The organism is Ruegeria sp. HKCCA5763 (assembly GCF_013034545.1).
GTDB lineage: Bacteria > Pseudomonadota > Alphaproteobacteria > Rhodobacterales > Rhodobacteraceae > Ruegeria.
In genome coordinates this window covers 14,533-40,408 of sequence record NZ_WQGF01000020.1, presented here as the reverse complement: position 1 = coordinate 40,408, position 25,876 = coordinate 14,533, and the positions used below count along the sequence as shown (strand labels likewise).

The following is a 25,876-nucleotide window of genomic DNA, read 5'->3' as shown; positions in this document are numbered from 1 at the left end:
CGCCACCCAGCATAACAAAAAGCGTTGTAATGCTGAGCGCCATCGGCAGCAGCAAGTACCAGCCAGGTCGCCCTGTATCATGCAACCTCCGCCAACCGGCGGCCAGCATAGGGATGATAACGGCCAGTTGGAAAACAGAGGACAGAACTCGAGATCCTTGCCCTGTTTCTGGGTTGGTCCCGAATATGATCGCATCCACCACAGCTAAAGCAGAACTCACGAGAACCACAAACAAGAAGAACCACCAGTATTCTGAGCGCATAGCCCGACCGGAGAACTGGAAGTATTTCGAGAAACACGTTTTGACGGCTTCAACAAAACCCATTTTCAATCCTTTCTTGGTTTCTGCGCGACCTCAGAACGCCTCGCCGACCCAAAAGAACACATTCGCCCTCATGGGTGCTCCCACCTACCTTTTTGTTTGAGGGCAGACGCCTATCGTACGAGAGCGTAATGAAGTTTACGCGCGGAAAAAATGTTGATTTATTAAAAATTAGATTCAAACATGTGAATTTGACACAACTTTCATTTTACCTCCGTTGTGATCGCTGTCGCCCGACTTGTCGGGCCCTACCGGCCGCTGGAGTGAGTGCTGGCGGTCGGAAGGCACTTTACAATGATTGAGCGTTGGGAGGACGCGATGCTTATACTTAGTGTACTCGGCCTACCTCCAGAATTCGCTCGAGCTTCTGCCATTGTCGTCATTCAGCCTTCACACGTTGTCGGCGGTCTCGGTTGTCAAAGTAATAGTGCTCCGCCCGCCACCCCCCGCGACAAGTTGTTGGGAAGGGAAGTTACAGGGCCGAAGTATGTTTCATAGCCTGCTCCGACGCGAGAACTTCAAACAAGCCATCCAATTTCACCAATTTCAACGGAACCAGAGGGAGAAGAAAATGTCTAAAAAGATGGTGATGATTGCGGGCGCAACTTGTTTCGCACTGCTTGCGGCCTGCGACGATACGAGTACATCCAGTGCGTCCGCCGAACTCACACCCGCTCAGCAGGCGTGTTTGCGAGATGTAGCCAGCACAACGAACAATTCGCAAGTCGTGGTGCTCTCATCCGCGTTTAGCGAGGCGGGGACACAGGTCACTGTAGGCGTTGGCGAGGATCGTGCTCCTTGGAATTGCATTGCTTACAGTGATGGCACGACAGCTGGTATCGAGTTCCTGGGCGACGAAGGCGCATTGTGACCAGTCTGTCGCGTAGCCGAAAACGGCTGCGTAGCACTGGCTTGATTTGCTGAGGCTCGACTTGGTTTGTAGAACCACTATCATTGTATTCGCGATCCTTTACCTGTTGGCGTTGATTGCATTCTTGACGGGCACATTTGGCTGGTTGGGACAGGAAAGAGACCCTTTGTCCGGGGTGTTCCTTCTGCCGTTGGGACTACCTTGGATACTTGTAGCGGACTCGATCTCAGAGTCGGCCAAACCGTGGTTCGCGGCGCTCGCACCGGTGCTCAACCTGTTAGCGCTGGTCTTGATTTGCAGATGGGCACATGGTTTGCGCCGGTAGTGAAAGCCGCGCTTATTCTCACCAAAAGGGAGGAAAACATGGGAAAAGTGATCTTGGGTATTGTGATCGGGCTCGTCCTCGGCGTGGTTGGGGCGATGACCTTAGGTGGCGGGGCCGCAGTGGGTGTCGGCGTTGCGACAGGCTTGTCCGCCGGTGTCTGCACCACATTGAAAGGAGCACAAGCAGAGAACCTGATCACCCCCGAGCAAGCGGATCAGATCCTCAATCGCGTAAATTCCGAGATGGCATCACTGCAAGGAATTGAAACGACAGACGAGGTCGTCGGCAGCGCACAGGCATGCGATGAGTTTCTATCAAAGTTGAGGGATGCAAAGTGAGGTTCCGCTTAGTACGGAACAAAACTGTAAGGACAAGCCAACAGGGAACCATCTGATGAAACTCGTTTTACTCAAACTCCTCACTCCCATGTTCGCAATCGCGGGCACTGCTGCTTTTGCAATGTCAGAAGCCGATGACGCGTGTATCGACCAATTACGGCAGGTTGGAGGACCAGACGGTCAATCAGGTACGATAGAAAGCTCAGAGTTCTCGGAAGCAGGTACGCTCGTCATGCTACGAGATGCAGGTGGAACACTTTGGCGCTGCATCGCGTACAAGGATGGAAGCATTGGAGAGATGTCGGTTGTCGAGGCGATGGATGATGGCGGTGGAGCCATTGCAGGCGTCGCCGGTTCTACCGGTAGCCAGCGTGTCAAATTCGATGTCGGTTCCACTGGCGCCGAACTTGTCGGCCAACTCGCGCCCGGAGCGTCGCAGCAATACCTTCTCGGTGCAAAGAACGAACAGTTCCCTTACGTCCGCGTTGCTCCGCGAAATGGCTCCTTGGACTACGTCATTCGTAACCCCGATGGTTCTGAACTGTTGGGATTGATGTCGGCGGACAAGGAGTATCGAGGACAGCTTTGGCAATCCGGTGATCATGTTGTGGAAGTTATCAATCGCAGCAACTCTTCCGTCGACTACAACGTAATTTTCGGAATTGAATAGGTGATCAATCAGAAACCCTGGAACGCAAGTCCAAAAAAGCGAGGGAAACACAGATGAATCCCAAGGTCCTATTGGTGATCGGCACGACGTGTATTACTGCGCTTGCAGCATGCGACGAGAGTGGCGGATCAGTGGATGCAAGTGCACCAACTGTGGGCAGCTCTAGCGATCTTTCGTCATTTGAAGGGGCAAGAGCGGGACAGGCTGAAATGGGCATCCAGAGTCTCGGATTTGAACTCATCCGAAGCGAAGGGCTCACCTCGTACTGGTTTAACACGGATACTGGTGCATGTGCTCGGATCACGACATCTGAGGGAAGGTACTCAGATGTAGCTATGCTGCCATCAGGTGACTGCTGACACATTTTTCATAAATCAAACATCTGCAAAAGGGAGCTTAAGTTTGCATTTTGATCTGGTACATGCGGCGGTCATCGTTGTCGCTCTGATTGTCACAAACCTGGCATTGAAGTCGTCCGGCGTGATCAACGAAGAAAGCAAACACCAATGGAACTGGAAAGTTTTTCTGGCCTACTTCGTGGTCGTCTTTATCATCAATTTGGTGTGGCCGATTTAAAGCTTCAGGTCGGAAAGTCTATCCCGCACTTGATACGGCTGTTGAGAATGAGCCGCTCCAATAGATTACCAAGTAGGAAGAGTTTGAGCATAACAGGCTGAAAAATAGAAAGGAGCTGGCATGCGGTTTTTGACGTCCCTCATATTCATTGGTGCTCTGGCAACCGCGGCGAATTCTGACGTAACCAGTCGAAACGGTGGCCCAAGCAACAGTCAAATGCTTTCAAAGGGTGGCGACGGAGGTGTTGATGGCGTCGCTTTCTTTCGCCCAGTCTTAAGCGGAGTCTTGTATCGATCCGGTTTCAAAGGCGGTGACAAGGACCGAACGGGCCTAAGTAACGGTCAACGCAAAACTCTGTGCAGTGAAGGGTTTTCAACCGGGTTTTATGCGGACTTTGGCAAAAACACTGAATACGGTCGCACCAGTTGTGGAAGCGGATCCTTTGACTATCAAAGTGCCAGATCCTCCCGACCCGATGCTGTCATGGCGTCCATACACGAGGTGATTGAAAACCCCGGAAAAGGCCCTGTCTTGGTGCACTGCATGTGGGGCGTTCATTCTTCGGGGGCATTGTCGGCAATGGCACTCGTTCAGTTTTGCGGTTGGACGGAAGGCAGGGCCAAGGAATATTGGAATGATGCCCGAAACGGGGCCCCGTGTTCAGGCGGGTGTGACCAGTGGATTGACTCAAAATTCGCCAACTTCAGTGTTGACCCCAATTTGAAGATCTCCGCCGAACAACAGGCAGCGATTTGTCCCAAATGATATCAGAAGGACTATCCAAATGAAGTTCAATCTTCTGGGGTCACTTGCTTTCATTGCACCCACCGTCTTGTGGGCGAACGACGATGTTCTTGGTGAAGCCACGACATTTGAGAGTCCCAACGGCGTTACTGAACGCTGTATTCGGATCGAAAAAACTCCTACGGGCGAGTATAAGAAAAGCGATCTTGAGGAAGAAACAGCCTATTGCGAGATCGATTTCTATGCACCCGGTATCGCTATTTGCCCAAAAACCTGGAGCACCAGCCCAGGAATGGCCGTCTACGATATTTCGGAAGGGCCCTACGCGGGGAACCGTTCTGAGTTCGAGAGAAACGCTTGCAAAGAGGGGAAGGCGGCGAAAGATCTGGCCAAGGACAGGGTGGCCAAATTCAAATCCACCATGAACCAAAAGGGCACCAGCGGAACCTTTTCCACCTCGTCGCTGCTTTACTATCATTTCTCCAGATATTTCGACACGACTGTAAAAGTTCCAGTCGCTGTTTGGCGCAGCATGGACGCCCAGGCGCATTTTTCCGAGGTTGCCGAACCTGGCCTTGCGATTTCTGGTGGCTCTCATGGCGGGCGCATGAACCATGAAGGCTGGCGGGTCTTCGCAGCTGCGGATTCCGACCCAAATTCATACCAACCCACCGATGATCTGTTCACCTCGGATCGAACGCAAATTTACGGTGTACTGCTTGACAGTCCCGGGCATCGATACGGCTCGGAAATCAACGGCACCCGCAAATCTGGTTGGGGGAAAGGTCAGAACCGCGATTTTCAGGAAACCCCCGCTTTCTTGGCTTTGCGATCTTCAAAACCCTTGCTAGAGGCCATTGCAGAGGGCGTGAAAGAAGGCCGAAAAGACCGGATGATCAACAAGGATCTCGGTCCCGATGTCAGTGACCAACAGATGGCATTTTGGATGCAAGAACTTACCGAGATTGTACTCCTCGATTTCATCTTTAGCCAGCAGGACCGCGTAGGAAACATAGACTTCACACCCTATTGGTATTGGGTCGAAGACGGAAAGCTGAAGCATAAGAAAGCCAAGCACCATGAGCCAAACGATGGAGACGTTCCCGACGACGCATTATTGATCCGTCGCAGCAATCTAAACGACAACGATGCTGGTGGGCGTGTCGAATACGCCAACTTCGCGAAATCTACTCAAATGCTGGAGAAAATGCGGCACTTCTCTCCAAGCACGTACCGGCGCTTGGTCGCTTTGAATAATGATCTTCAATCTCAAGGTCCCGTCTACGGCTGGTTGTCGCGAAGCCTTGGGTTGTCAGATAAGCAGATTGCACAGGTTGTAAAAAACACCGAGTTGGCAACGTCCATTCTCCAGGACAATTGTTCTAATGGTGATTTGATGTTCGACTTGGATCCTGTCGCATTCTTTTTGAGAAACAACACCGAGGTAGAGACAGTGGATTGTAATGACCCGTAGGCTTTCTACGCTTTTTGCGGCGTTCATTTGGACCGCTCTAATCGCCTGCAAAGCGGCGGCATTGGACGTCATCGTCATATCGGACCTGAACGGCAGTTACGGTTCGGTAAAGTATGCGCCTCGGGTCGATACGGCGATTGAACGGATAATCGAGATTGATCCCGATTTGGTGATTTCGACGGGCGATATGGTCGCGGGACAGCGCATTCCCAACTTGTCAGACAAACAAGTCAGGGAGATGTGGAATGCCTTTCACGAAGCCGTATCAGATCCTTTAGAGGCCGCCGGAATTCCATTTGCGGTCACGCCTGGGAACCACGATGCCTCTGCTTACCGAGGGTTCGAGCGTGAAAGAAAAATATATGCAGAGCAATGGACACCGAGAAAGCCAGACGTCGATTTCCTGATTTCGGATGACTACCCGTTCTTCTACGCATTTGAGATGCAGGGTGTAACATTTGCGTCTTTGGATGCAACAACCCTAGGGCCGCTATCCGGCGACCAGCAGGACCGGCTAAAGGAACTGGGTTCAGATGGAGACCCGATTGTCACTTTCAGTCACCTCCCACTTTGGCCTTTCGCGATCCAGCGCGAACGCGAAATCATCGGTGACCCGACACTTGAGAAAATCTATCTGGAAAGCGGTGTTGTTCTGCATCTGTCAGGCCACCATCATGCCTTCTATCCGGGTTGGAAAGGCGGTGTGGCTTATGTTTCACAGGCTTGTTTGGGCGGTGGCCCGCGGCGGCTTATTGGCGATAGCGCCAGATCACCTCACAGCTTCACGCATGTTACGTTCCAGTCGAACGGAGAGTTTGGGATAGCAGTATATCGAGGGCCTGATTTCGAAAGGTCGGTTAACTTCAAGTCGCTCCCAAAAGAGATCAGATCCCCGAATGCGGTATTGAAACGCTTGGACCTTGTGAAATGACTAGAAGTTGAGTTTCAGCTCAACTTTTTCAGGGACCAGATCATTTATCATCTCTTCGATCCGGGCTTCCGAAAGTCCACCCGAGGTGATGAAAAGCAATGAAACACGAGATTTGCCCGGAACGTGGTGTTTTCTGACCAGCTTCCAGCCAGCGTCTGCGGCCATGGCTTCAATGGCTCCGCTGACTTTTAATGAGTGCTCTTCGTCTGAGGCCTTGAGGGAAATTTCAACACCCTTGTTGCGTCCACCAAGCCAAATGAAACACCAACAAACAACCGCCACCAGCGTGGCCATCAAGGGCAAGCCCAGCCCTACCGCCAGCCCAAGCACGGTGACTATGATCATTTCCACCGTGTCGACCGGGTCATCCATATTTGACCGGAACCGCAGCAGAGCTCCTATTCCAAATATCACGAACCCGATCATCGATCCGTGCTGTACGACCAGAAACCCAACCGCCATGCCAACAAGCGCGTATAGGAAGAACAGTCGCGGCATGACGATATCACTGACACTTCTGCGGGCTCTCCGCCTCACGGGGTGATAGACGATTAGTCCAGTCAGTATGACAGTTACGATGACGTCGAGAGTGAAGAAATACAGTTCCTGTTTGCCCCGAAACTGTAACCAACGTCGTTCGATAAGTATTTCCGACTCCGTAGTACCGGCCAACATGGTCGCGGGGTCGATTTGTGTTACCGCAGCGCCTGGCAACAGCACCATCAATAGCGCGGCCATGAGTGGGAAAGTCTTGTTCAACTTAACTTCCTTCCTGCTTGCTCTGGCAGATTGCGTTCCGCCATCTTGTCCAATTCAATCGCAACAGGCGCGATCAGGTAAAGAGATTACCGTGCATTCTCCGGACATCGCATCCGGACTGTGATACGAACGCTGATACAGGGATGTGGTCCAAGCGCGAGAGAATCCAATGACAGAAAACAGAGTGTTTTCGTCAAAAGCTGAAATTTCACGGTGTTTCTGCAAACTTAGACGACTCGCTTTTACGGCCAGCTCGGTTGCGGCAGCCTTCTTGCCTTGGACCAATTTTGCCTACGCCGAAAGTGCTGGTTTGGTTCTGGTCGATAAATTCAAGGTGGCAGACAAATCAGAGGGATTTTCAGAGCCTTCCGGTTTGGCAATGTCTAACGCTGAAGGCTTCTTGTGGTCTGTAAGTGATGCCGAACCTAAACTGCACCTACTCAGAGTCGACGGGGTATTAGGAAACTCTTTCAAGTTGCCAGCATTGGCAGGATCAGATTTGGAGGGTGTTGCACCTCGAAAGGATGGGTCTGTTTTGGTGCTTCAGGAAACTGACCGATCAATTCTAGTCGTTCACCCAACCGAACCCATTCAATTGACAACAATACCTCTCACATCTCTTAAAGGTTACTCGGCCGCCGCTGAATTACTCGTTGGCAACCCATTAAACAAGGGACCCGAAGGTATCGCTGTTGACCCGGAATCGGGGCGGGTCTTCATTGGCATTGAAGGACAACCAAGGTTGTTAATGGTCGTATCACCAGCGCTAGACGAAATTGTTGAGATCATTCCTTTAGCCCGCGATGCAGGTTTTATCTCCGAGCGTGTAGATGATGATGAACTGGATTTGAGCGGCCTGGCATGGTCCCCGTCCTCACGTTCTCTTTGGATTGTAAGTGACAAAGGCCGTCAAATCTTCGTCTACAATCCAGAGTCCAAGTCCGTAAAGTCTATCAGTTTGACGTTCACAGAAGATGGCAAACAAAAGGAAGTTAAACATCCCGAAGGAATCGCTCTCGATGAGACCAAAGGGCTTCTCTATGTCCTAACAGACGATGCCAAGAAATCGCGGCTTTATGTTTTTGAGCAACCGGAATTGTGAGGACTGTCCTACTAGTTCTCTACTCTAACTTGTTGAAAAGCCGGTTTATGTAATTCAGCGCCGTCGTATGTGCGGCGTAATAAGTAAATCTGCGTTCTGTTCACTGTGTTTCTTAAAAACATCACCCATCAATACATTCGAGTAGCGTCAGGTTCACACATGCGAACCACATAATAACATTGGACTTCAACATGCTCAGTCACTTTAAGGTTGTCAAAAATGCGCGTATTCAGATCAGTTGTTTTTGCGATCATTTGCACTCTTGTGGCCACTGCATCAGTTCCAAGAAGTAGCATTGCCCAAACCTGGGACATCGCATCCCAGCACTCGGTCAGCGGCGTAACGGTGTATGATGCGGATGAGCTGTTAACTTTTGCCGGTCAGTTGGCCTTTGATCGATCAGGGCGCATTACAGCGGTGGAGGTCGCATCAACGATCACTCAGATCTACCGAGAAGACGGCTACTTCTTAGCTGAGGCGTGGCCTGGTCCCGATGGGCAGAGCATAGTTGTTGATGAAGGGCGCATTCAAACCATCGAAATTGAAGGCGTAGATACTCGCACGTTCAAAACACTAGAGAAGATTTTTCAGCCCCTCACCACCGCATATCCAATAACTCTCAAACGATTTGAGCGGGCGGTTATGCTAGCCGAGGACATACCCGATTTGGACGTGTCGACCGAACTTGATTACCCGGATCAGGCTGGTGCTCGGCTGAGGGTATTGGGAGAACCTCTGCGCAAACAAGCCGGTAGTGCGACACTCGACAACCCTCCGCGTGAGCTTGGAGAAGCGCTCAGCTTCTATGTCGTACAAGAGTTTTATTCAACGCTGACCGTCGGGGATTTGCTGCGATTTGAGGGATCAGGCAATTACAATTGGGACAAAGACGATGAACACTCTTTATGGGGCGCTCTTACCTATCGCACGCCGCTGAACAGCAATGGTCTGTACGGTGAGATCTTCTACGGGAACATAAACGCAAAACGTGACCTCTCGGGGGACTTTGCGAGAACAGATATTGACGGCGAGAACTTCACAGTCGCGATGGGTTACCCCGTGATCCGCGATGTGGCCCGTTATGGGTATCTTCTGTTGGACTATCGCCTTTCAAAAGCGGACTCAGTCAGTGGTGGCGTTCCACTATCCAGTGACGCGAGTGTCGTTGGCCTTACATATCTTTACGGGCAAAACTATCCAAAGGGACAAGCTCTGGAAGCGGGGCTAACCTTATCTTTTGGTGACAATGACAACGACACGACAGACGCGAATTTTGACGACGGGGACTCTTCGTTCTGGCATCTACGAGGCGGCGTCGGATACGAAAGCCCGCTAACGGGCTTGTCTCCCAACACAGCTTGGCGAACCGAGATCTGGGGGCAGTACACAACAGACCGGCTGCCCTCGGTCGAAGAGTACTTCCTTGGTGATCGTTATGCTTTGCGCGGATATCGTTTTGACGAAGTGGATGGCGATTCCGGGATTTCCGCGATTTTCGAAGTGTCTCATTCCTACTTCCCCAGTTCCCAGAGCGTACATCGCTTAACGCCCTTTGCCTTTTTCGACGTGGGTTACATCTCGAACAATGACCCTGCGAGTTTCGAAGTTGATAATGCTACACTGGCGTCGACAGGTCTGGGTTTGGACATTGAGTTTAAGAAAAATCTATTTCTGTCCGGATATGTCGGTGTCCCTTTGAGAGACGGCCCTTTGACCGACTCTGGCGATCCTGGCGCGTATCTTGCTCTGACAACAAGTTGGTGAGAATGTTATGAAACTGAACCGAATTGCTGTACTTACCGCAACTTGTCTAATTACAGAACTGGCCGTTACTCAGGTCTTTGCCCGCGGAAATCACTACGGGTGGTGCCGAGGTGTAGGGAACCCACACCAGTCGAGCCAAGGGTGCGGGCAGGCTGGTGGGCAAGGGGCAGGTAATCAAGTTACTGGCCCAACTCAGCCGGTGGCAAATCAGTTGCCGCCTAAGGGAACGCAGCAAACGCCCACGTCCGTTACTGTTCCAGTCCTTGCGCCGGGCGCGGTCCCGAACGCAATTCCCGGTCAGGTTCCTATTGCGACACCGATAGCGGTTCCTGGTCAGGTTCCCACGCCGGTAGTAGCGCCAACTCTAGCTCCGCCTTTGGCACCAAACGCGACACCAAACCGGGTTCCGACAGCCGTTCCCAATCAGGTTCCACCATTGGTCGCCGGTCCTACCGCGGTGCCGTCGCAAGTTCCGACTGCAACTCCCAATCAAGTTCCGGTCGCTACCCCTGGCCAGGTTCCGCCTCAACCCACCGGCCCAACAGCGGTGCCGCCACTTGTGCCCACCGCAACACCAAACCAAATACCAGTCGCAGTTCCTGGTCAGGTCCCACCTCAGCCCACTGGACAAACTGCTGTGCCACCGCTCGTCCCAACTGCAACACCAAACCAGATTCCGGTCGCAGTGCCCGGCCGTGTTCCGCAACCCAGCGGTACTACGGCGACACCACCGCTTGTCCCAACCGCAACCCCCAATCAGGTTCCCACGGCGGTTCCTGGCCAGGTTCCACAGTTGACACCAAAACCGACGGCAACTCACGTGGCAGTCCCAGGGCATCCGAAGCCACAAGGCGTCGTGACAATCATGCGCCCTAAGCCGAGGCCGACAACCGGTACTGTCCAGCAACCTGGCACAACACAAGTGACCCACCATCTAACGCACCAAAGCAATGCGAAGAAACACGATCACGTCGCAGCAACACCTGGACGACATGACCCGCACGACCTACCGAGATTCCGCAACGCGGCGGCCAAGGAAGACTGGGAATGCGTTGCCAGCGGATTTGGACAGCGCCGTTATGATGCTGGGCGAGGCGTGTTGCTGAACAACGGAGCGTTACGGCACCTGGGAAACGTGGACGCAATGGCACGGGATGTGCCTGCAAGGCATCCAAAACATTCTGGATGCATTATTTCGGTCAAACGAAAGCAGCGCTGAAGCTCGCATGGTAGGTTTTGCTCGGACAATGAGATTAGTCGACCAATAGTTCGTCAATTGTCATCTGGATAATTGGATTTCGCATTGCCCATATTCCCTGGCGTTTACGTTGGCTGACGTAGCCCAAAAATGCTCTGTACCTAAATTTGCCTCAATTAGGACAACAATCTAAAGTGCCGCACTTCCAAGAAGAGCCTCCGACCATCTGGGACGGTCAGGTCGGGCAAGCGAAACGTTGAACGGCAACTTTGCAAAGTCAGCTTTCTGCGCGTTGGCGACATTTGGGCATGGTCAGATTGCGGGTGCAGCGAAGGGCGGCTTCGTCCGCAACTCGGTCAGTCGCCCAGTTTCGATAAACGTCCGTTGTTCATGAAAGCTGCCGTCGGAGTCTAGCATCGTTATTAGGTATTAAACCTAGGTCGGGTTGCCCGTTAAAGTTAGGACATTTTCACAGCCTAACTCCAACAAATACCAACATTTACTATCATCAATCTTATTAGAAGAATGCGTATCAACGGAAACGATGGCAAGAAAATTTGGGCTCACATCCATCAACGAAAAAACAGGGGATACACAAGCTATCGCTCTGAAAAACGTTAAATTACAGAATTTTATCTTGTGTTATGGTGCCCAGGAGAGGACTCGAACCTCCACGTCCATACGGACACTAGCACCTGAAGCTAGCGCGTCTACCAATTCCGCCACCTGGGCAGGTGTCGTGAGGGGGCGTTTAAGCCCAGTGGCAGAGGGCGTCAACCAGATTCGCGGAGATTTTTGAAAGTTTTTTGAATTTGGGCTTTGCCCCCCGATTTGTGCCTTTGAATTTCACCATCCTCGCGGCGAATTAGCGCCTTGTTTGAAAGGGCTGCGGGCGTTAGGTCTAGGGCGCAATTTCTCAGCAGGAGCCCTCTCATGTCGAAACTTGTGACGATTTATGGCGGATCTGGATTTGTCGGCCGCTACATCGCGCGGCGCATGGCGAGTGAGGGATGGCGTGTGCGTGTGGCGGTGCGCCGCCCGAACGAGGCGATGTTCGTGAAACCTTATGGTGTCGTCGGCCAGGTTGAGCCGGTGTTGTGCAATATCCGCGATGACGCGTCGGTTGCCCAGGCCATGCACAGTGCGGATGTCGTGGTCAACTGCGTCGGTGTCTTGAACGAGTTGGGCAAAAACGACTTTGGCGCTGTACAGGCCGAAGGGGCGGAGCGGATCGCGCGTTTGGCGGCAGAGCAGGGGATTGAGCGGATGGTTCATGTCTCGGCCATTGGAGCCGATGCAAATTCTGCCAGCGAATATTCTCAGACCAAGGCGCGGGGTGAGGCAGGTGTGCTGAAGCATATGCCAAACGCGGTGATCCTGCGGCCATCCGTGATCTTTGGCACAGAAGATCAATTCTTCAACCGCTTTGCCGGAATGACACGCATGGGGCCGTTCCTGCCGTTGGTTGGGGCCGAAACCAAATTCCAGCCGGTCTATGTGGATGACGTGGCCCAGGCTGCAGTTAAAGGCGTTCTGGGACAGGCCGAACCCGGCGTGTACGAGTTGGGCGGGCCCGAGGTGAAGACTTTCCGCGCTTTAATGCAGCAAATGCTGGATGTGATTCACCGTCGCCGCGTCATCATTGGTATGCCGTTTTTTGCAGCACGGATCATGGCGGGTGTTCTGGACATCATTAAGTTTGTCAGCTTCCAGTTGTTCCCGAACAACATTCTGACCCGAGATCAGTTGAAGAATCTGCGGAATGACAATGTGGTTGCCGATGAGGCCAAGTCTTTTGCCGAACTTAGGATCACACCGACCACCTTGGAATCGGTGCTGCCCGAGTACCTGTGGAAGTTCCGTCCGTCGGGCCAGTATGACGACATTCAGAACTCGGCCAAAAACCTGCGTATCTGATCAGCTATAGGCCATGATCAGCAGGACAACGCCAAGAATGACTCGGTAGATGACGTAGGGCGTGAAACTGACGCTGCGCAGCAGCCGCATCATCAGGCTGAGTGCTAGAAGGGCCGCAATGAACGCAAAGACAGCGGCAATGGCGCCGTCACGTGCCAGTTGCGCGTCAGCGTCGCGCATCACGTCCACAGCCAACAAAGCGCCAGACGCCAGAATCGTCGGGATTGACATCAGCATGGCTATCTTCGCCCCGTCCTCGCGGGTATAGCCCAATTTGCGCGCCCCGGTGATTGTGATCCCCGAGCGCGAGGTGCCGGGAATCAGTGCAAGAACTTGCCACAGCCCCATGATGAATGCATCACGGACGCCCCACGCACTGCTCTCTTTGGTTTCCGGACTGCTCTGATCGACCCAATACAGAACCAGGCCGAAACCAAGCATAGCCCAGCCGATTACCGCGATCGAGCGCAGGGCATCGCTTAATCCGGTCAGATGTAGAATCAGACCTGCAATCACCGTTGGAATCGTCGCTAGGATGAGGCCCAGTGCCAGTCGCGTCTGTGACGTATCTGCCCGGCCAAGCAAGGCCCCAGGCAACCCCGCAAGGGCTTGTTTTACATCCGACCAGAAATACAGAACAACCGCGCCCAGCGTTCCAACATGCACTGCAACATCAATGGCTTGACCTTGATCCTGAAGACCAGTGAGCCTTGGAAGCAGGATCAGATGACCTGATGATGATATGGGCAAAAACTCAGTGATTCCCTGAACAATTGCTACGAGAATCAGGTGAAAAAGACTCATCTGCCCTGCCAATTTGCGGTCACGTATTGCTTGCGAGTTATGGGTATAAGGGTGGTGGGGAAAAGGAAAGCGCACATATAGGTCCGATACGGAACTAAAAATAGTGAACTTTTCAAGAAAATTAGCTCTACACAGTAAACTTTCTTTATTTAGGTCAGTATGATTGACTTTTAATCCCCTACGGTATCTCGTAGAGAAACCGGACCAAGCCAATTCATGGAGTCTGACCCGTGGCCAAGCAACCGATGCTGAAATTTGTGCAGATCGACCGAGTCATGCCGGAAAAGCGTGCTGCAAGTGACCGCAAGGAAGACTTTGACGAAATCTATGCCGAATACGCCGCCGAAAAAGCTGCCGAACAGGCCAGCCGCTGCAGCCAGTGTGGTGTGCCGTACTGCCAGTCACATTGCCCGTTGCACAACAATATTCCGGATTGGCTGCATCTGACTGCCACTGGCCGACTGGAAGAAGCCTATGAGACAAGTCAGGCGACCAATACTTTCCCCGAAATCTGCGGGCGAATCTGCCCACAGGATCGCTTGTGTGAAGGCAACTGCGTCATCGAGCAATCGGGTCACGGCACAGTTACCATCGGCACCATTGAGAAATACATCACGGACACCGCCTGGGATAACGGCTGGGTGAAACCGGCCACCCCATCTGCGGAGCGCAGCGAGAGTGTGGGCATTATCGGCGGTGGCCCCGGTGGATTGGCTGCAGCGGATATGCTGCGCCGCGCAGGTATTCAGGTGACAGTATATGATCGTTACGACCGTGCGGGTGGCCTGTTGATGTATGGCATTCCGGGCTTCAAGCTTGAAAAGGACATCGTGCAAAGGCGCAATGACCTTTTGGCCGATGGCGGTGTCCGGTTCGAACTGAACTGTGATGTTGACGCCACCAAGTTTGAAGAAATTCGTGCCCGGCATGACGCTGTGATTATTGCCACCGGCGTTTATAAATCCCGCGACCTGTCCATGCCGGGAAGCGGTCTGGGTGGAATTGAAAAGGCGATCGACTTCCTGACCGCCTCGAACCGCAAAAGTTTTGGTGATGCCGTCGAAGATTTTGACAATGGCCGCCTGAATGCCGAAGGAAAAAAGGTCGTTGTAATTGGCGGCGGCGACACCGCCATGGATTGCGTGCGTACTTCGATCCGTCAGGGAGCGACCTCGGTCAAATGCCTCTATCGTCGCGACCGAGCCAATATGCCAGGCTCGCAGCGTGAAACGCAAAACGCCGAGGAAGAAGGCGTTGTTTTTGAATGGCTGAGCGCGCCCAAAGGCTTCACCGGTGACGATAAGGTCACGGGCGTGATGGTTCAAAAGATGCGTCTGGGGCAGCCTGATGCGTCGGGTCGCCAGGCGCCCGAAGTCATCGAAGGTGCGGATTACGTGGAAGAGGCCGATCTGGTGATCAAGGCGCTGGGCTTTGAACCCGAAGACCTGCCCACCCTGTTCGGCCAGCCGGACCTGCCTGTGACACGCTGGGGCACCGTAAAGGCCGCGTTCCAGACCGGAGAAACTGAAATGGACGGTGTTTACGCCATTGGTGACATCGTGCGTGGTGCTTCACTGGTGGTCTGGGCGATCCGCGACGGCCGCGACTGCGCCGACGCGATCATCGACCGGTTCAATGCCAAAGCGGCCATCGCAGCCGAGTAAGCCCAAGGATTAAGAGGGTTCGTCGCCAAACGTTCCCTTGAAAGAAGGAAATAGCCAATGACCAAATATGATGCCGATTGGGTGCGGGCCGAGGAAGCCAAGCGCAATTGGATGGCGGAAAACGGTCTCTATTCCGAGGAAGAAGAGCATTCTTCCTGCGGTGTGGGTCTTGTCGTATCCGTCGACGGCAAACCGTCGCGCAAGGTGGTAGACGCAGGGATCGATGCGCTTAAGGCGATTTGGCATCGCGGTGCAGTTGATGCCGACGGTAAAACCGGTGACGGCGCGGGTATTCACGTGCAGATCCCGGTTCCATTTTTCTATGACCAGATCCGCCGTACCGGCCACGAACCCAAGTTGGATGAGCTGATCGCAGTGGGACAGGTTTTCCTGCCTCGTACCGATTTTGGCGCCCAGGAACAGTGCCGGACCATCGTAGAAACCGAAGTGCTACGCTTGGGCTATTACATCTACGGCTGGCGTCACGTACCGGTTGATGTGACGTGCCTGGGCGAAAAAGCCAATGCGACCCGGCCCGAGATCGAACAGATTCTGATCTCGAATTCCAAGGGCGTGGATGAAGAGACCTTTGAGCGTGAGTTGTACGTAATCCGCCGCCGCATCGAAAAGGCTGCAGCGGCTGCTGGGATTTCCGGGCTCTATCTTGCCTCTCTGTCCTGTCGTTCGATCATCTACAAAGGTATGATGTTGGCCGAGCAGGTGGCGGTTTTCTATCCCGACCTCATGGATGAGCGTTTTGAATCAGCTTTTGCGATTTACCACCAACGCTATTCGACCAACACTTTCCCGCAATGGTGGCTTGCGCAACCGTTCCGCATGTTGGCGCATAACGGTGAGATCAACACCCTGAAGGGCAATATCAACTGGATGAAAAGCCACGAGATCCGGATGACTTCGGACAGCTTTGGCGATTATGCGGAAGATATCAAACCGATCATCGCGGGGGGATCATCAGATTCGGCCGCATTAGACTCGGTTTTTGAGGTTTTGGTGCGCGCAGGCCGTTCCGCACCCATGGCGAAGACCATGCTGGTGCCGGAAAGCTGGTCTAAACAGGCGGTTGAGTTGCCGCAGGCGTGGCGCGACATGTATTCCTACTGCAACTCGGTGATGGAGCCATGGGACGGCCCCGCCGCGCTGGCGATGACCGATGGTCGCTGGGTCTGTGCCGGTTTGGACCGGAACGGACTGCGCCCGATGCGGTATGTCGTGACGGGTGACGGGCTTGTTATCGCGGGCTCTGAGGCGGGCATGGTTCCGATCGACGAGGCCAGCGTAACCGAAAAGGGGGCACTTGGCCCGGGCCAGATGCTGGCCGTGGATATGAAAAAGGGCAAGCTGTACCGCGATACGCAGATCAAGGACAAGCTGGCCGCTGCGCTGCCATTCGGTGAGTGGGTCGGCAAGATCAACGATCTTGACGGCACGCTGGCGGGTGTCACCGAAGCCCCGATCTTTTCCGGCGAAGAGCTGCGCAAGCGTCAGATCGCGGCGGGGTATTCGGTTGAGGAGTTGGAGCAAATCCTCGCTCCGATGGCAGAAGACGGTAAAGAGGCGCTTGCGTCGATGGGTGACGATACCCCTTCGGCGGTATTGTCGAAACAGTACCGACCACTTAGCCATTTCTTTCGTCAGAACTTTAGCCAGGTGACCAACCCACCGATCGACAGTTTGCGTGAATACCGGGTGATGTCGCTGAAAACGCGCTTTGCCAACCTAAAGAACGTGTTGGATGAGGACAGCAGCCAGACCGAAATCATCGTCCTCGAAAGCCCCTTTGTCGGCAATGCGCAATGGGACAATTTGGTCGAGAATTTTGATGCACCGTTGGTCGAGATTGATTGTAGCTTTGAACCAGGTCGCGGCGCGCTGAGCGCAGGTTTGGCCCGTGTTAGAGCCGAATCTGAAGAGGCGGTACGCTCGGGCGCTGGGCATATCGTGTTGTCCGACATGAACACAGGCGAGGGTCGGGTTGCGATGCCAATGATCCTGGCGACCAGCGCGATACATTCTCATCTGACCCGGCAAGGGTTGCGGACATTCTGCTCGTTGAACGTGCGTTCAGCTGAGTGTATTGACCCGCACTATTTTGCCGTACTGATCGGCTGCGGGGCGACGGTTGTGAATGCATATTTGGCCGAAGATTCGCTGGCTGACCGCATTGACCGCGGCCTGCTGGACGGAACTTTGACCGAGAATGTTGCGCGGTATCGCGAAGCCATCGACCAGGGCCTTCTGAAGATCATGGCCAAGATGGGCATTTCAGTGATCTCATCCTATCGTGGCGGGCTGAATTTTGAGGCCGTGGGCCTTAGCCGCGCTATGGTTGCCGAGTATTTCCCGGGCATGACCAGCCGGATCTCGGGTATTGGCGTGACCGGTATCCAGACCAAGCTTGAGGAAATCCACGCAAAGGCCTGGGACAGTGGTCTGGACGTGCTGCCTATCGGGGGATTCTACAAGGCGCGGAAATCGGGTGAGACCCATGCGTGGGAAGCCACATCGATGCACATGATGCAAATGGCATGTAATCGCGCTTCCTATGAGCTGTGGAAGCAATATTCCGCCAAGATGCAATCGAATCCGCCGATCCATCTGCGTGATCTGATGGACTTCAAACCCAAGGGCAAAGCGATCCCGATTGAAGAGGTCGAATCGATCACCTCGATCCGCAAGCGGTTTGTCACCCCGGGCATGTCGCTGGGCGCGCTGTCGCCAGAGGCGCATAAGACGCTGAACGTGGCGATGAACCGGATCGGTGCTAAGTCTGATTCAGGCGAAGGTGGTGAAGATCCGGCGCATTTTGTGCCAGAGCCCAATGGCGATAATCCATCGGCCAAGATCAAACAGGTTGCCTCGGGTCGGTTCGGTGTAACCGCCGAGTATCTGAACCAGTGCGAAGAGCTTGAAATCAAGGTCGCGCAGGGCGCGAAACCCGGTGAGGGTGGTCAGTTGCCTGGCATGAAGGTTACGGACCTGATCGCGCGTTTGCGGCACTCAACCAAGGGCGTGACGCTGATCTCTCCGCCGCCGCACCACGATATCTACTCGATCGAGGATCTGGCGCAGTTGATCTACGATCTCAAGCAGATCAACCCGCGTTGCAAGGTGACGGTCAAGCTGGTTGCATCTTCGGGCGTAGGCACGATTGCGGCCGGTGTAGCCAAGGCGAAAGCAGATATTATCCTTATTTCGGGTCACAATGGTGGCACTGGTGCGTCTCCGGCGACCTCAATCAAATATGCCGGTCTTCCGTGGGAGATGGGCCTGACCGAAGCGCATCAGGTGCTGGCGATGAACAACCTGCGCGACCGCGTAACTTTGCGGACCGATGGTGGCCTGCGCACTGGACGTGACATCGTTATGGCCGCGATGATGGGGGCCGAGGAATACGGCATTGGTACTGCCGCCCTGATTGCGATGGGCTGCATCATGGTGCGTCAGTGTCAGTCGAACACCTGCCCGGTCGGCGTGTGTACGCAGGACGAAAGCCTGCGCGCCAAGTTCACCGGCAATGCAGACAAGGTGGTGAACCTGATCACCTTCTACGCGCAAGAAGTGCGCGAGTTGTTGGCCAGCCTCGGCGCGCGTTCGATGGATGAGATCATTGGCCGGGCGGATCTACTGGCGCAGGTCAGCCGTGGGTCTGCGCATCTGGACGATCTGGACCTCAACCCGCTGCTGATCACCGTCGATGGAGCACAAGACATCGTTTATAACCGGGACAAGGACCGTAACGCAGTTCCGGATACACTTGACGCCGAAATCGTGCGTGATGCTGCACGGTTCCTGAAAGATGGCGAAAAAATGCAGCTGTCTTACGCCATTCAGAACACGCATCGGACGGTAGGTACGCGTGTGTCCAGTCACATTGTGCAGAATTTCGGGATGCGGAACACGTTCCAGGATGACCATCTGCATGTGAAACTACAGGGCTCGGCCGGTCAGTCTTTGGGTGCGTTTGCCGCGCCGGGACTGAAGCTCGAGGTTTCGGGCGATGCCAACGACTATGTGGGTAAAGGTCTGTCTGGTGGCACGATTGTTGTGCGCCCGCCGCAGGTCAGCCCTTTGAAGGCGGATGACAACACGATTATCGGCAACACGGTCCTTTACGGGGCCACCGACGGTCATCTGTTCGCCGCTGGTCGTGCAGGTGAACGGTTTGCTGTGCGGAACTCAGGTGCCAAGGTGGTCATCGAGGGCTGCGGCTCGAACGGATGTGAGTACATGACCGGCGGTGTTGCAGTGATCTTGGGCGATATCGGAGCCAACTTTGGCGCTGGTATGACAGGCGGCATGGCTTATCTGTATAATCCCGAAGGCAGGGCCCAAGCGCTGATGAACATGGAGACGCTTGTCACCTGTCCGGTTTCTGTCGCACATTGGGAAGAGCAGTTGAAGGCTCTTGTTGCTCGCCACGCTGAAGAGACCTATAGCCGGAAAGCCGTTGATATTCTGCAACATTGGGACATGGAAAAAGGCAACTTTTTGCAGGTGTGCCCCAAGGAAATGCTGAACAAACTGAGCCATCCGCTGAGTATCGAAGCCACCGCAGTTCCTGCTGAATGAAGCCTGATGTAACAATCTAAGGCTGAACAGTATTAAAAGTCGGGCCTCGCGTGTCATTTGCACCACGCGAGGCCCGGTTTGTTTACGCTGTCTTAGTAGGTTTCTTGCCTAATCACAGGAATTTCGCCAGTCTTTGTAGAATTTGAACGAAAACCAAGGATGATTTTGGAAATCCTGTGGTGCAAATCGAGGGCAGAAGTATGCCAACAACGTATCGCGACCAGTTCTATACCTTCGATCCGGCGAACCCGCCGCCGGCGGGAACATCTGTTGCGGTCGTCAGTCTTGATTTCACGGATGTGGATGATGACAACGAAATCGATGCGCCAAGCGGTGATACCGTAAATGGGCAGGACGTCACAAACTCCTGGCCAGGGGACACAATTACGATCAATGTGGCAGGTGTCGGCAACGTAACATATGTCGGAACCACGTTTTATCTTGCCGATGGCTCTCGGGTTTTTACGCCGACGGACGGTCAGGTGCTACAACCCGGCACGTTGGTTTCGACCACATTTGTCACCACGCAAGGGCCATTGGATGTCGGTACCCTGGGTCCGCCCTGTTTTACACCTGGCACGATGATCGCGACCCCCGAAGGGGACCGCGCAGTGGAAGACCTGAAAGCCGGTGATCTGGTCACAACTCTGGATCATGGCCCACAACCATTGATCTGGGTGGGGCGTACGGTGGTCAAGGCCAAGGGTAAATTAGCACCGATCCGTTTTGAGACAGGCGTTTTTGATCTTGATCGTCCACTTCTTGTCTCGCCGCAGCATAGAATGCTGATCGAAGATTGGCGTGCATCCTACTTTTTTGGACATGCCGAGGCGCTGGTTGCAGCCCATGTTCTGGTCAATGGCGATACCGTCACACGTGTCGAAGGTGGTGAAGTGGAATATATCCACCTGTTGTTCAGGCAGCATCAGATTATCATCGCCAATGGGGCAAAGAGCGAAAGTTATTATCCGGGTCATGCCTTATCAGCGTCAGACCGGGAAACTCAAAGCGAAGTGTTACATTTGTTCCCCGAACTGGCGGGGGCGGATCCAATGTTTCTGGAAACAGCGCGGCCGGTGGTTCACCCGCGCGAGGCGCGCGCATTCGTGATTTAGGTCGTTTCAAACGCAGGCGGTGCGTCGTATAGCTGAGACATGGCGAAGAAAGCAGCCCGCAAATCAAGCGGTAAGAATAAGAAGGCATCCAGCAAGAAAACACCAGTGGCGCAACAACTTCGCCGTTGGGTGATGCGAGTCGCATTGGCGGCTGTCGCGTTGGTTGTCGCGTTGGTCTTGCTGTATTCAGTTGTAAATCCGCCGGTAACCCACACCATATGGTCGGAGTGGCGTCGGTTGGGCAAGGTTGAGCGCGAATGGGTCTCGATTGAAGAAATCTCTCCCATCATGGCGCGATCCGTCGTTGCGGCTGAGGATGCAAATTTTTGCCTGCACTGGGGATTCGATGTCGAGGCCATTCGTGACGCGATTGAGGGCGGCGGCAATCGCGGTGCGTCGACCATCACACAACAGGTGGTGAAGAACGTATTCCTGTGGCAGGGGCGCAGTTGGGTCAGGAAAGCGATGGAAACCTCGATCACTCCGGTCGTCGAGGTTTTCTGGAGCAAGCAACGCATTCTGGAAGTTTATCTGAACGTCGCGGAAACCGGGAATGGAGTGTTTGGCGTTGAAGCAGCCGCACAGCGTTATTTCAACAGAAGTGCAGCGCAGTTGAGCTCGGTTCAGGCGGCGCGGATTGCTGCCATCCTGCCATCTCCGCGCAATCGTTCGGTCACGGATCCAAGCGTGCGCACACGTCGGCGTGCGGCTGCGATTATGGATGGGGCGGCCACCATCCGCGCAGATGGTCGCGCAGATTGTTTCGAGGATTGAAACCCGCCTCCCTCAAGGGCTAAATCAGTCAGGAATTCACTGGTTCGATTGGAAGCCCATGGCGCGTCTGTTTCATGTTCCCCTATCTCCGTATTGCCGCAAGGTCCGATTGTCTTTGGCAGAGAAGAAGATCGAGGTTGAATTGGTCGAGGAGCGATACTGGGAACAGGATCCGGATTTTCTGCGCCGCAACCCGGCAGGTAAAGTACCAGTGCTGCGTCTGGATGGGCAAATCATGTCTGAAAGCGCAGCAATCTGCGAATATATCGAAGAAACCCGCCCCGAACCGCCGTTGATGCCGAAAAACCCCGAAGCCCGGTTTGAGGTCCGGCGCCTAGTGGGCTGGTTCGATGACAAGTTCCATCACGAAGTGACGTCCAAGCTGCTGTACGAACGGGTGAACAAGAAAGTGACAGGTCAGGGATACCCGGACAGCAAGAATGTCAAACAGGGTGCCAAGGCGATCAAGTATCATCTGGACTACATGGCCTGGCTGCTGGATCACCGCCGTTGGCTGGCCGGAGATCAGATGACATTGGCTGATTTCGCGGCGGCGGCGCATTTGTCGGCGCTGGACTATATCTCGGATGTGGATTGGAACCGCAGCCAGGTGGTCAAGGATTGGTACGCGAAGATCAAGTCGCGCCCGGCGTTTCGGTCTATTCTGGCGGATCAGGTACCAGGGTTTCGACCGCCGCCTCATTACGCCGATCTGGATTTCTGATAGGGTTCAGCAGGGGGCTGTCTGCCCCCATCGCGCCGGAGGCGCGATTCCCCCGAAGGTATTTTTGGCCAGATGAAGAGCGGATCAGATCTGAAGAAAAAGCTGGTACAACAGGCCCTGGCAGAGGGGTTTGTGGCGTGTCGAGTATGCCGCCCATGGGATGTTCCGCAGGTGCCAGAGCGCCTTGGGGCATTTTTGGGTGCGGGGTATCACGGACAGATGGGGTGGATGACCGAGCGGGTGCATTGGCGCGGTGATCCTGGTGCCTTGTGGCCCGAGGCACGGTCGGTGATCATGTTGGCCGAAAGTTACACGCCAGAACATGACCCGACGGAGGTTCTGAATTATCCAGACCGGGGCGCGATTTCGGTTTATGCGCAAAACAAGGATTACCACGATCTGGTAAAGAAACGGCTGAAGCGATTGGCGCGGTGGCTGGTTTCTGAAGCCGGAGGTGAGGTGAAGGTGTTTGTCGACACCGCACCCGTCCCGGAAAAGGCATTGGGGCATGCGGCTGGACTAGGGTGGCAGGGAAAACATACCAACTTAGTGAGTCGGGAATGGGGTAATTGGGCCTTTATAGGCTCTGTCTTTGCAACAATTGAACTACCGACGGACGAGCCGGAGGTAGATCACTGCGGTTCATGTCGCGCTTGCTTGGACAGCTGCCCGACCGACGCATTTCCAACCCCGTATCAGTTAGATGCGCGGCGGTGCATTTCATATCTGACCATTGAACATAAAGGTCCGGTGGAGATCGAGTTGCGTAGCAAGTTGGGTAATCGAATCTATGGATGCGATGATTGTCTGGCGGCTTGCCCATGGAACAAGTTTGCTGTTGCCGCGAGCGACATACGTTATGCCGCCCGGGACGATCTGAAAGCGCCTGTACTGAGCGAATTGGCTGCGTTGGATGATGCGGGTTTTCGCACGAAATTTTCCGGATCACCTATCAAGCGCATCGGGCGAGATCGGTTCGTGCGAAATGTGCTTTATGCGATTGGAAACTCGGGACAGCCGTGTTTGATATCTGTCGCTCGGGCGCTCACAGAAGATCCGGATCCAGCCGTGGCTGATGCTGCGCGCTGGGCGGTGGAACAGTTGTTATAAATGCCGCAAACAGGCTGGACGCGTCGCGCATAACCGCTACACCCATCCGCAGCAAACAGTAAGGAGGATCCGATGACGCTGTCATTGGGGGTAGATACAGGCGGCACCTATACTGATGCGGTGTTGATCCGGGACGAGAAAGAGGTGATTGCTTCGGCCAAGTCCCTGACCACGCGCGCGGATCTGGCGATTGGCGTGGGCAATGCGATTTCGTCTGTTTTGGAAGAGGCGCAGGTTGCGCCGGATCAGATCGCGATGGCGTCTTTGTCGACAACACTGGCCACAAACGCTCTGGTCGAGGGGCAGGGTGGACGTGTGGCCCTGATCTATATCGGGTTCAAGCATAGCGATCTGCAAAAACATGGCTTGAAGGACGCACTAAAGGACGATCCAGCCCTTGTGATTGCGGGTGGGCACACACATTCGGGCAGCGAGGCCGCGCCGCTTGATGTCGCCGCCTTGGAGGTTTTTTTAGACACTCATAAAGGGGTTTCGGGCTTTGCCATTGCATCTCAGTTTGCGACCCGCAACCCGGCGCATGAGCTGGAAGCAGCGCGGGTTGTGTTGCAAGAGACCGGTGCGCCGGTGACATGCTCGCACCACCTGTCTGCCAAGCTGAACGGCCCTAAGCGCGCTGTGACGGCGGTTCTGAATGCACGATTGATCGGCATGATCGACCGTCTGATCGGGCGCGCGCAAGATCAGTTGCGCGCATTGGGGATCACGGCCCCGATGATGGTGGTGCGTGGCGATGGCGCATTGATGAGCGCCGAACAGGCGCGGGAACGCCCGATTGAAACGATTCTCAGCGGCCCAGCGGCCTCGATCGTCGGGGCGCGCTGGCTGACCGGGGCGGAAAATGCGCTGGTGTCCGACATTGGTGGCACCACAACCGATGTGGCGTTGATCCGGGGTGGAAAGCCCGCGATTGATCCTGCCGGTGCGCAAGTGGGTGGGTTTCGAACCATGGTTGAAGCTGTGGCGATGCGCACCCATGGTCTGGGCGGCGACAGCCAGGTGCACGTAGTGACCGAAGGATTGCAGAGCGGTGTGTTTCTGGGGCCACGGCGTGTTCTACCTGTGTCTTTGATCGCGGCAGAGGCGCCAGATGTTGTGCATGGCATTCTGGATACTCAGATGCGAGCCACAACGGTCGGAGAACATGACACTCGATTTGTGCGACGCGTGCCGGGGGTCCATGCTGACGGCGTGGGCGTACGGGAAGAGATTTTGTTGGAGCGTCTGGGCGATCAGGTCCTCCCCCTTGGCGCGTTGCTGCGGTCACGGATGGAGAATGGCGCTCTGAACCGCTTGGTCGACCGCGGGATCGTTCAGGTCTCGGGTGTGACACCCTCGGATGCCAGTCACGTGCTTGGGCGCGTCAATGCCTGGGACGCCGAAGCAGCGCGCAAGGCCTTGGAGCTGGTGGCCCGCAAACGGGTCGGATCTGGGGACATGCTGGCAAATTCGCCAGAGGCGTTGGCGCAGATGATTGTGGATCAATTGACAGAACAGACCAGTTTGACCTTGTTAGAGGCTGCTTTCGACGAGGAGAGCGAAGGGTTTGGACTGCCGCCGCATGACTTGGCGCGCCACGTGCTGACGCAGCGTGGGTTGGCGCAACATCGTGGGTTGCTGTCGTTGAATGCCGCGTTGAATGTGGATGTGGTGGGTCTTGGGGCGTCAGCCCCCAGCTATTACCCGGCTGTGGGTGAGCGGTTGCATTGCCGCATGATCCTGCCCGAACACGCGGGTGTAGCGAATGCAATCGGTGCTGTTGTTGGTCGGTTGACCATGCGGCGGTCAGGTACGGTCACGTCACCGACCGAAGGGCGGTATCGTGTGCATCTGGAGGATGGGCCACAGGATTTCGCGGTGTCCGAAGAAGCTCTGGATTTGTTGGAACGTGTTCTCAAGTCCGAGGCTGAGGGCGCTGTAAGAGAAGCTGGTGCGGAAGATATCCGGGTGATTGTGGATCGCGATATCAAAACGGCGCGGGTCGAGGCCAAGGATGTGTTTGTCGAAGCCATGATTACGGTCGAGGCAAGCGGGCGACCAAGGGTGGCGACAGGCTAGCCCCCCTGAAAGGTTCAGAGGGGCCGGG

General features: G+C 54.6%; 19 protein-coding genes and 1 tRNA gene. 16 read left to right on the top strand and 4 right to left on the bottom strand.

Annotation, left to right across the window (positions count from 1 at the left end):
* Window positions 1-325: DUF805 domain-containing protein (locus GOV89_RS21665; RefSeq protein ID WP_171239072.1), on the bottom strand; the 325-nt coding region annotated here is incomplete at its 3' end.
* A gap of 568 nt (window positions 326-893) precedes the next feature.
* Between GOV89_RS21665 and GOV89_RS21660 the strand changes: the two genes are divergently transcribed.
* The 6 genes from GOV89_RS21660 (at window position 894) to GOV89_RS21635 (ending at window position 6,251) form a co-directional block, all read left to right on the top strand.
* Window positions 894-1,193, top strand: coding sequence for a hypothetical protein (locus tag GOV89_RS21660; RefSeq protein WP_170790054.1), 300 nt, complete (start codon window positions 894-896; stop codon window positions 1,191-1,193).
* A 363-nt stretch (window positions 1,194-1,556) separates the two neighbouring features.
* Complete coding sequence (locus GOV89_RS21655) at window positions 1,557-1,856, top strand: hypothetical protein (RefSeq protein ID WP_171237080.1); 300 nt, start codon at window positions 1,557-1,559, stop codon at window positions 1,854-1,856.
* A 55-nt stretch (window positions 1,857-1,911) separates the two neighbouring features.
* A complete protein-coding gene (locus GOV89_RS21650) occupies window positions 1,912-2,526 on the top strand; it encodes a hypothetical protein (protein ID WP_171239071.1) in 615 nt (204 codons plus the stop codon).
* Between the two features lie 402 nt (window positions 2,527-2,928).
* Entirely contained in the window at window positions 2,929-3,102 is a 174-nt protein-coding gene (locus tag GOV89_RS21645) for a hypothetical protein (RefSeq protein WP_171239070.1), read from the top strand.
* A 784-nt stretch (window positions 3,103-3,886) separates the two neighbouring features.
* Window positions 3,887-5,320: a hypothetical protein gene (locus GOV89_RS21640; RefSeq protein ID WP_171239069.1), complete on the top strand. Its 1,434-nt coding sequence runs from the start codon at window positions 3,887-3,889 to the stop codon at window positions 5,318-5,320.
* Entirely contained in the window at window positions 5,310-6,251 is a 942-nt protein-coding gene (locus GOV89_RS21635; protein ID WP_170621296.1) for a metallophosphoesterase, read from the top strand. The genes GOV89_RS21640 and GOV89_RS21635 overlap by 11 nt, the downstream gene beginning before the upstream one ends.
* Here the strand turns inward: GOV89_RS21635 and GOV89_RS21630 are convergent, their stop codons facing one another.
* Window positions 6,252-7,010 (bottom strand): hypothetical protein, encoded by a 759-nt coding sequence (locus GOV89_RS21630; protein ID WP_170418903.1) that lies wholly within the window; start codon window positions 7,008-7,010, stop codon window positions 6,252-6,254. It lies immediately after the preceding gene.
* Window positions 7,011-7,179: 169 nt separating this feature from the next.
* Between GOV89_RS21630 and GOV89_RS21625 the strand changes: the two genes are divergently transcribed.
* Together GOV89_RS21625 and GOV89_RS21620 are read left to right on the top strand one after the other, a co-directional pair.
* On the top strand, window positions 7,180-8,112 hold the full coding sequence (locus GOV89_RS21625) for an SdiA-regulated domain-containing protein (protein ID WP_170790473.1): 933 nt from the start codon (window positions 7,180-7,182) through the stop codon (window positions 8,110-8,112).
* Between the two features lie 219 nt (window positions 8,113-8,331).
* Window positions 8,332-9,876, top strand: a complete 1,545-nt coding sequence (locus GOV89_RS21620) for a ShlB/FhaC/HecB family hemolysin secretion/activation protein (RefSeq protein ID WP_171180429.1) — start codon at window positions 8,332-8,334, stop codon at window positions 9,874-9,876.
* 1,843 nt (window positions 9,877-11,719) lie between these two features.
* Here GOV89_RS21620 and GOV89_RS21615 read toward each other — a convergent pair.
* Window positions 11,720-11,806 (bottom strand) — tRNA-Leu (locus GOV89_RS21615).
* Window positions 11,807-12,007: 201 nt separating this feature from the next.
* Here GOV89_RS21615 and GOV89_RS21610 point away from each other — a divergent pair.
* The gene (locus GOV89_RS21610; protein ID WP_171178804.1) at window positions 12,008-12,991 is read left to right on the top strand and encodes a complex I NDUFA9 subunit family protein; all 984 of its coding nucleotides are present in this window, start codon (window positions 12,008-12,010) and stop codon (window positions 12,989-12,991) included.
* Here GOV89_RS21610 and GOV89_RS21605 read toward each other — a convergent pair whose 3' ends face one another.
* Window positions 12,992-13,795 (bottom strand): undecaprenyl-diphosphate phosphatase, encoded by an 804-nt coding sequence (locus GOV89_RS21605; protein ID WP_171178807.1) that lies wholly within the window; start codon window positions 13,793-13,795, stop codon window positions 12,992-12,994.
* Window positions 13,796-14,025: 230 nt separating this feature from the next.
* Here GOV89_RS21605 and GOV89_RS21600 point away from each other — a divergent pair, with 230 nt between their 5' ends.
* The 7 genes from GOV89_RS21600 to GOV89_RS21570 all read left to right on the top strand — a co-directional run bounded on the left by GOV89_RS21600 (window position 14,026) and on the right by GOV89_RS21570 (window position 25,848).
* Complete coding sequence (locus GOV89_RS21600; protein ID WP_171234597.1) at window positions 14,026-15,459, top strand: NAD(P)-dependent oxidoreductase; 1,434 nt, start codon at window positions 14,026-14,028, stop codon at window positions 15,457-15,459.
* Window positions 15,460-15,516: 57 nt separating this feature from the next.
* On the top strand, window positions 15,517-20,049 hold the full coding sequence (gene gltB, locus GOV89_RS21595) for a glutamate synthase large subunit (RefSeq protein ID WP_171178811.1): 4,533 nt from the start codon (window positions 15,517-15,519) through the stop codon (window positions 20,047-20,049).
* Between the two features lie 200 nt (window positions 20,050-20,249).
* On the top strand, window positions 20,250-21,164 hold the full coding sequence (locus tag GOV89_RS21590; RefSeq protein ID WP_171178813.1) for a Hint domain-containing protein: 915 nt from the start codon (window positions 20,250-20,252) through the stop codon (window positions 21,162-21,164).
* A 39-nt stretch (window positions 21,165-21,203) separates the two neighbouring features.
* Window positions 21,204-21,938, top strand: a complete 735-nt coding sequence (gene mtgA, locus GOV89_RS21585) for a monofunctional biosynthetic peptidoglycan transglycosylase (RefSeq protein ID WP_171178815.1) — start codon at window positions 21,204-21,206, stop codon at window positions 21,936-21,938.
* Between the two features lie 58 nt (window positions 21,939-21,996).
* Window positions 21,997-22,662 (top strand): glutathione S-transferase family protein, encoded by a 666-nt coding sequence (locus GOV89_RS21580; RefSeq protein WP_171093340.1) that lies wholly within the window; start codon window positions 21,997-21,999, stop codon window positions 22,660-22,662.
* Window positions 22,663-22,734: 72 nt separating this feature from the next.
* Window positions 22,735-23,772, top strand: a complete 1,038-nt coding sequence (queG, locus tag GOV89_RS21575; RefSeq protein ID WP_171178817.1) for a tRNA epoxyqueuosine(34) reductase QueG — start codon at window positions 22,735-22,737, stop codon at window positions 23,770-23,772.
* 72 nt (window positions 23,773-23,844) lie between these two features.
* Complete coding sequence (locus GOV89_RS21570) at window positions 23,845-25,848, top strand: hydantoinase/oxoprolinase family protein (RefSeq protein WP_171239068.1); 2,004 nt, start codon at window positions 23,845-23,847, stop codon at window positions 25,846-25,848.
* Window positions 25,849-25,876 lie beyond the last annotated feature (28 nt).

Excerpts from the sequence above, each read along its gene's own strand:
- GOV89_RS21590 (WP_171178813.1), top strand. The coding sequence starts at position 20,250 with ATGCCAACAACGTATCGCGACCAGTTCTATACCTTCGATCCGGCGAAC.
- queG (WP_171178817.1), top strand. The coding sequence starts at position 22,735 with ATGAAGAGCGGATCAGATCTGAAGAAAAAGCTGGTACAACAGGCCCTG.
- mtgA (WP_171178815.1), top strand. The coding sequence starts at position 21,204 with ATGGCGAAGAAAGCAGCCCGCAAATCAAGCGGTAAGAATAAGAAGGCA.
- GOV89_RS21580 (WP_171093340.1), top strand. The coding sequence starts at position 21,997 with ATGGCGCGTCTGTTTCATGTTCCCCTATCTCCGTATTGCCGCAAGGTC.
- gltB (WP_171178811.1), top strand. The coding sequence starts at position 15,517 with ATGACCAAATATGATGCCGATTGGGTGCGGGCCGAGGAAGCCAAGCGC.
- GOV89_RS21610 (WP_171178804.1), top strand. The coding sequence starts at position 12,008 with ATGTCGAAACTTGTGACGATTTATGGCGGATCTGGATTTGTCGGCCGC.
- GOV89_RS21570 (WP_171239068.1), top strand. The coding sequence starts at position 23,845 with ATGACGCTGTCATTGGGGGTAGATACAGGCGGCACCTATACTGATGCG.
- GOV89_RS21640 (WP_171239069.1), top strand. The coding sequence starts at position 3,887 with ATGAAGTTCAATCTTCTGGGGTCACTTGCTTTCATTGCACCCACCGTC.
- GOV89_RS21655 (WP_171237080.1), top strand. The coding sequence starts at position 1,557 with ATGGGAAAAGTGATCTTGGGTATTGTGATCGGGCTCGTCCTCGGCGTG.
- GOV89_RS21605 (WP_171178807.1), bottom strand. The coding sequence starts at position 13,795 with ATGAGTCTTTTTCACCTGATTCTCGTAGCAATTGTTCAGGGAATCACT.
- GOV89_RS21650 (WP_171239071.1), top strand. The coding sequence starts at position 1,912 with ATGAAACTCGTTTTACTCAAACTCCTCACTCCCATGTTCGCAATCGCG.
- GOV89_RS21660 (WP_170790054.1), top strand. The coding sequence starts at position 894 with ATGTCTAAAAAGATGGTGATGATTGCGGGCGCAACTTGTTTCGCACTG.
- GOV89_RS21620 (WP_171180429.1), top strand. The coding sequence starts at position 8,332 with ATGCGCGTATTCAGATCAGTTGTTTTTGCGATCATTTGCACTCTTGTG.
- GOV89_RS21625 (WP_170790473.1), top strand. The coding sequence starts at position 7,180 with ATGACAGAAAACAGAGTGTTTTCGTCAAAAGCTGAAATTTCACGGTGT.
- GOV89_RS21635 (WP_170621296.1), top strand. The coding sequence starts at position 5,310 with ATGACCCGTAGGCTTTCTACGCTTTTTGCGGCGTTCATTTGGACCGCT.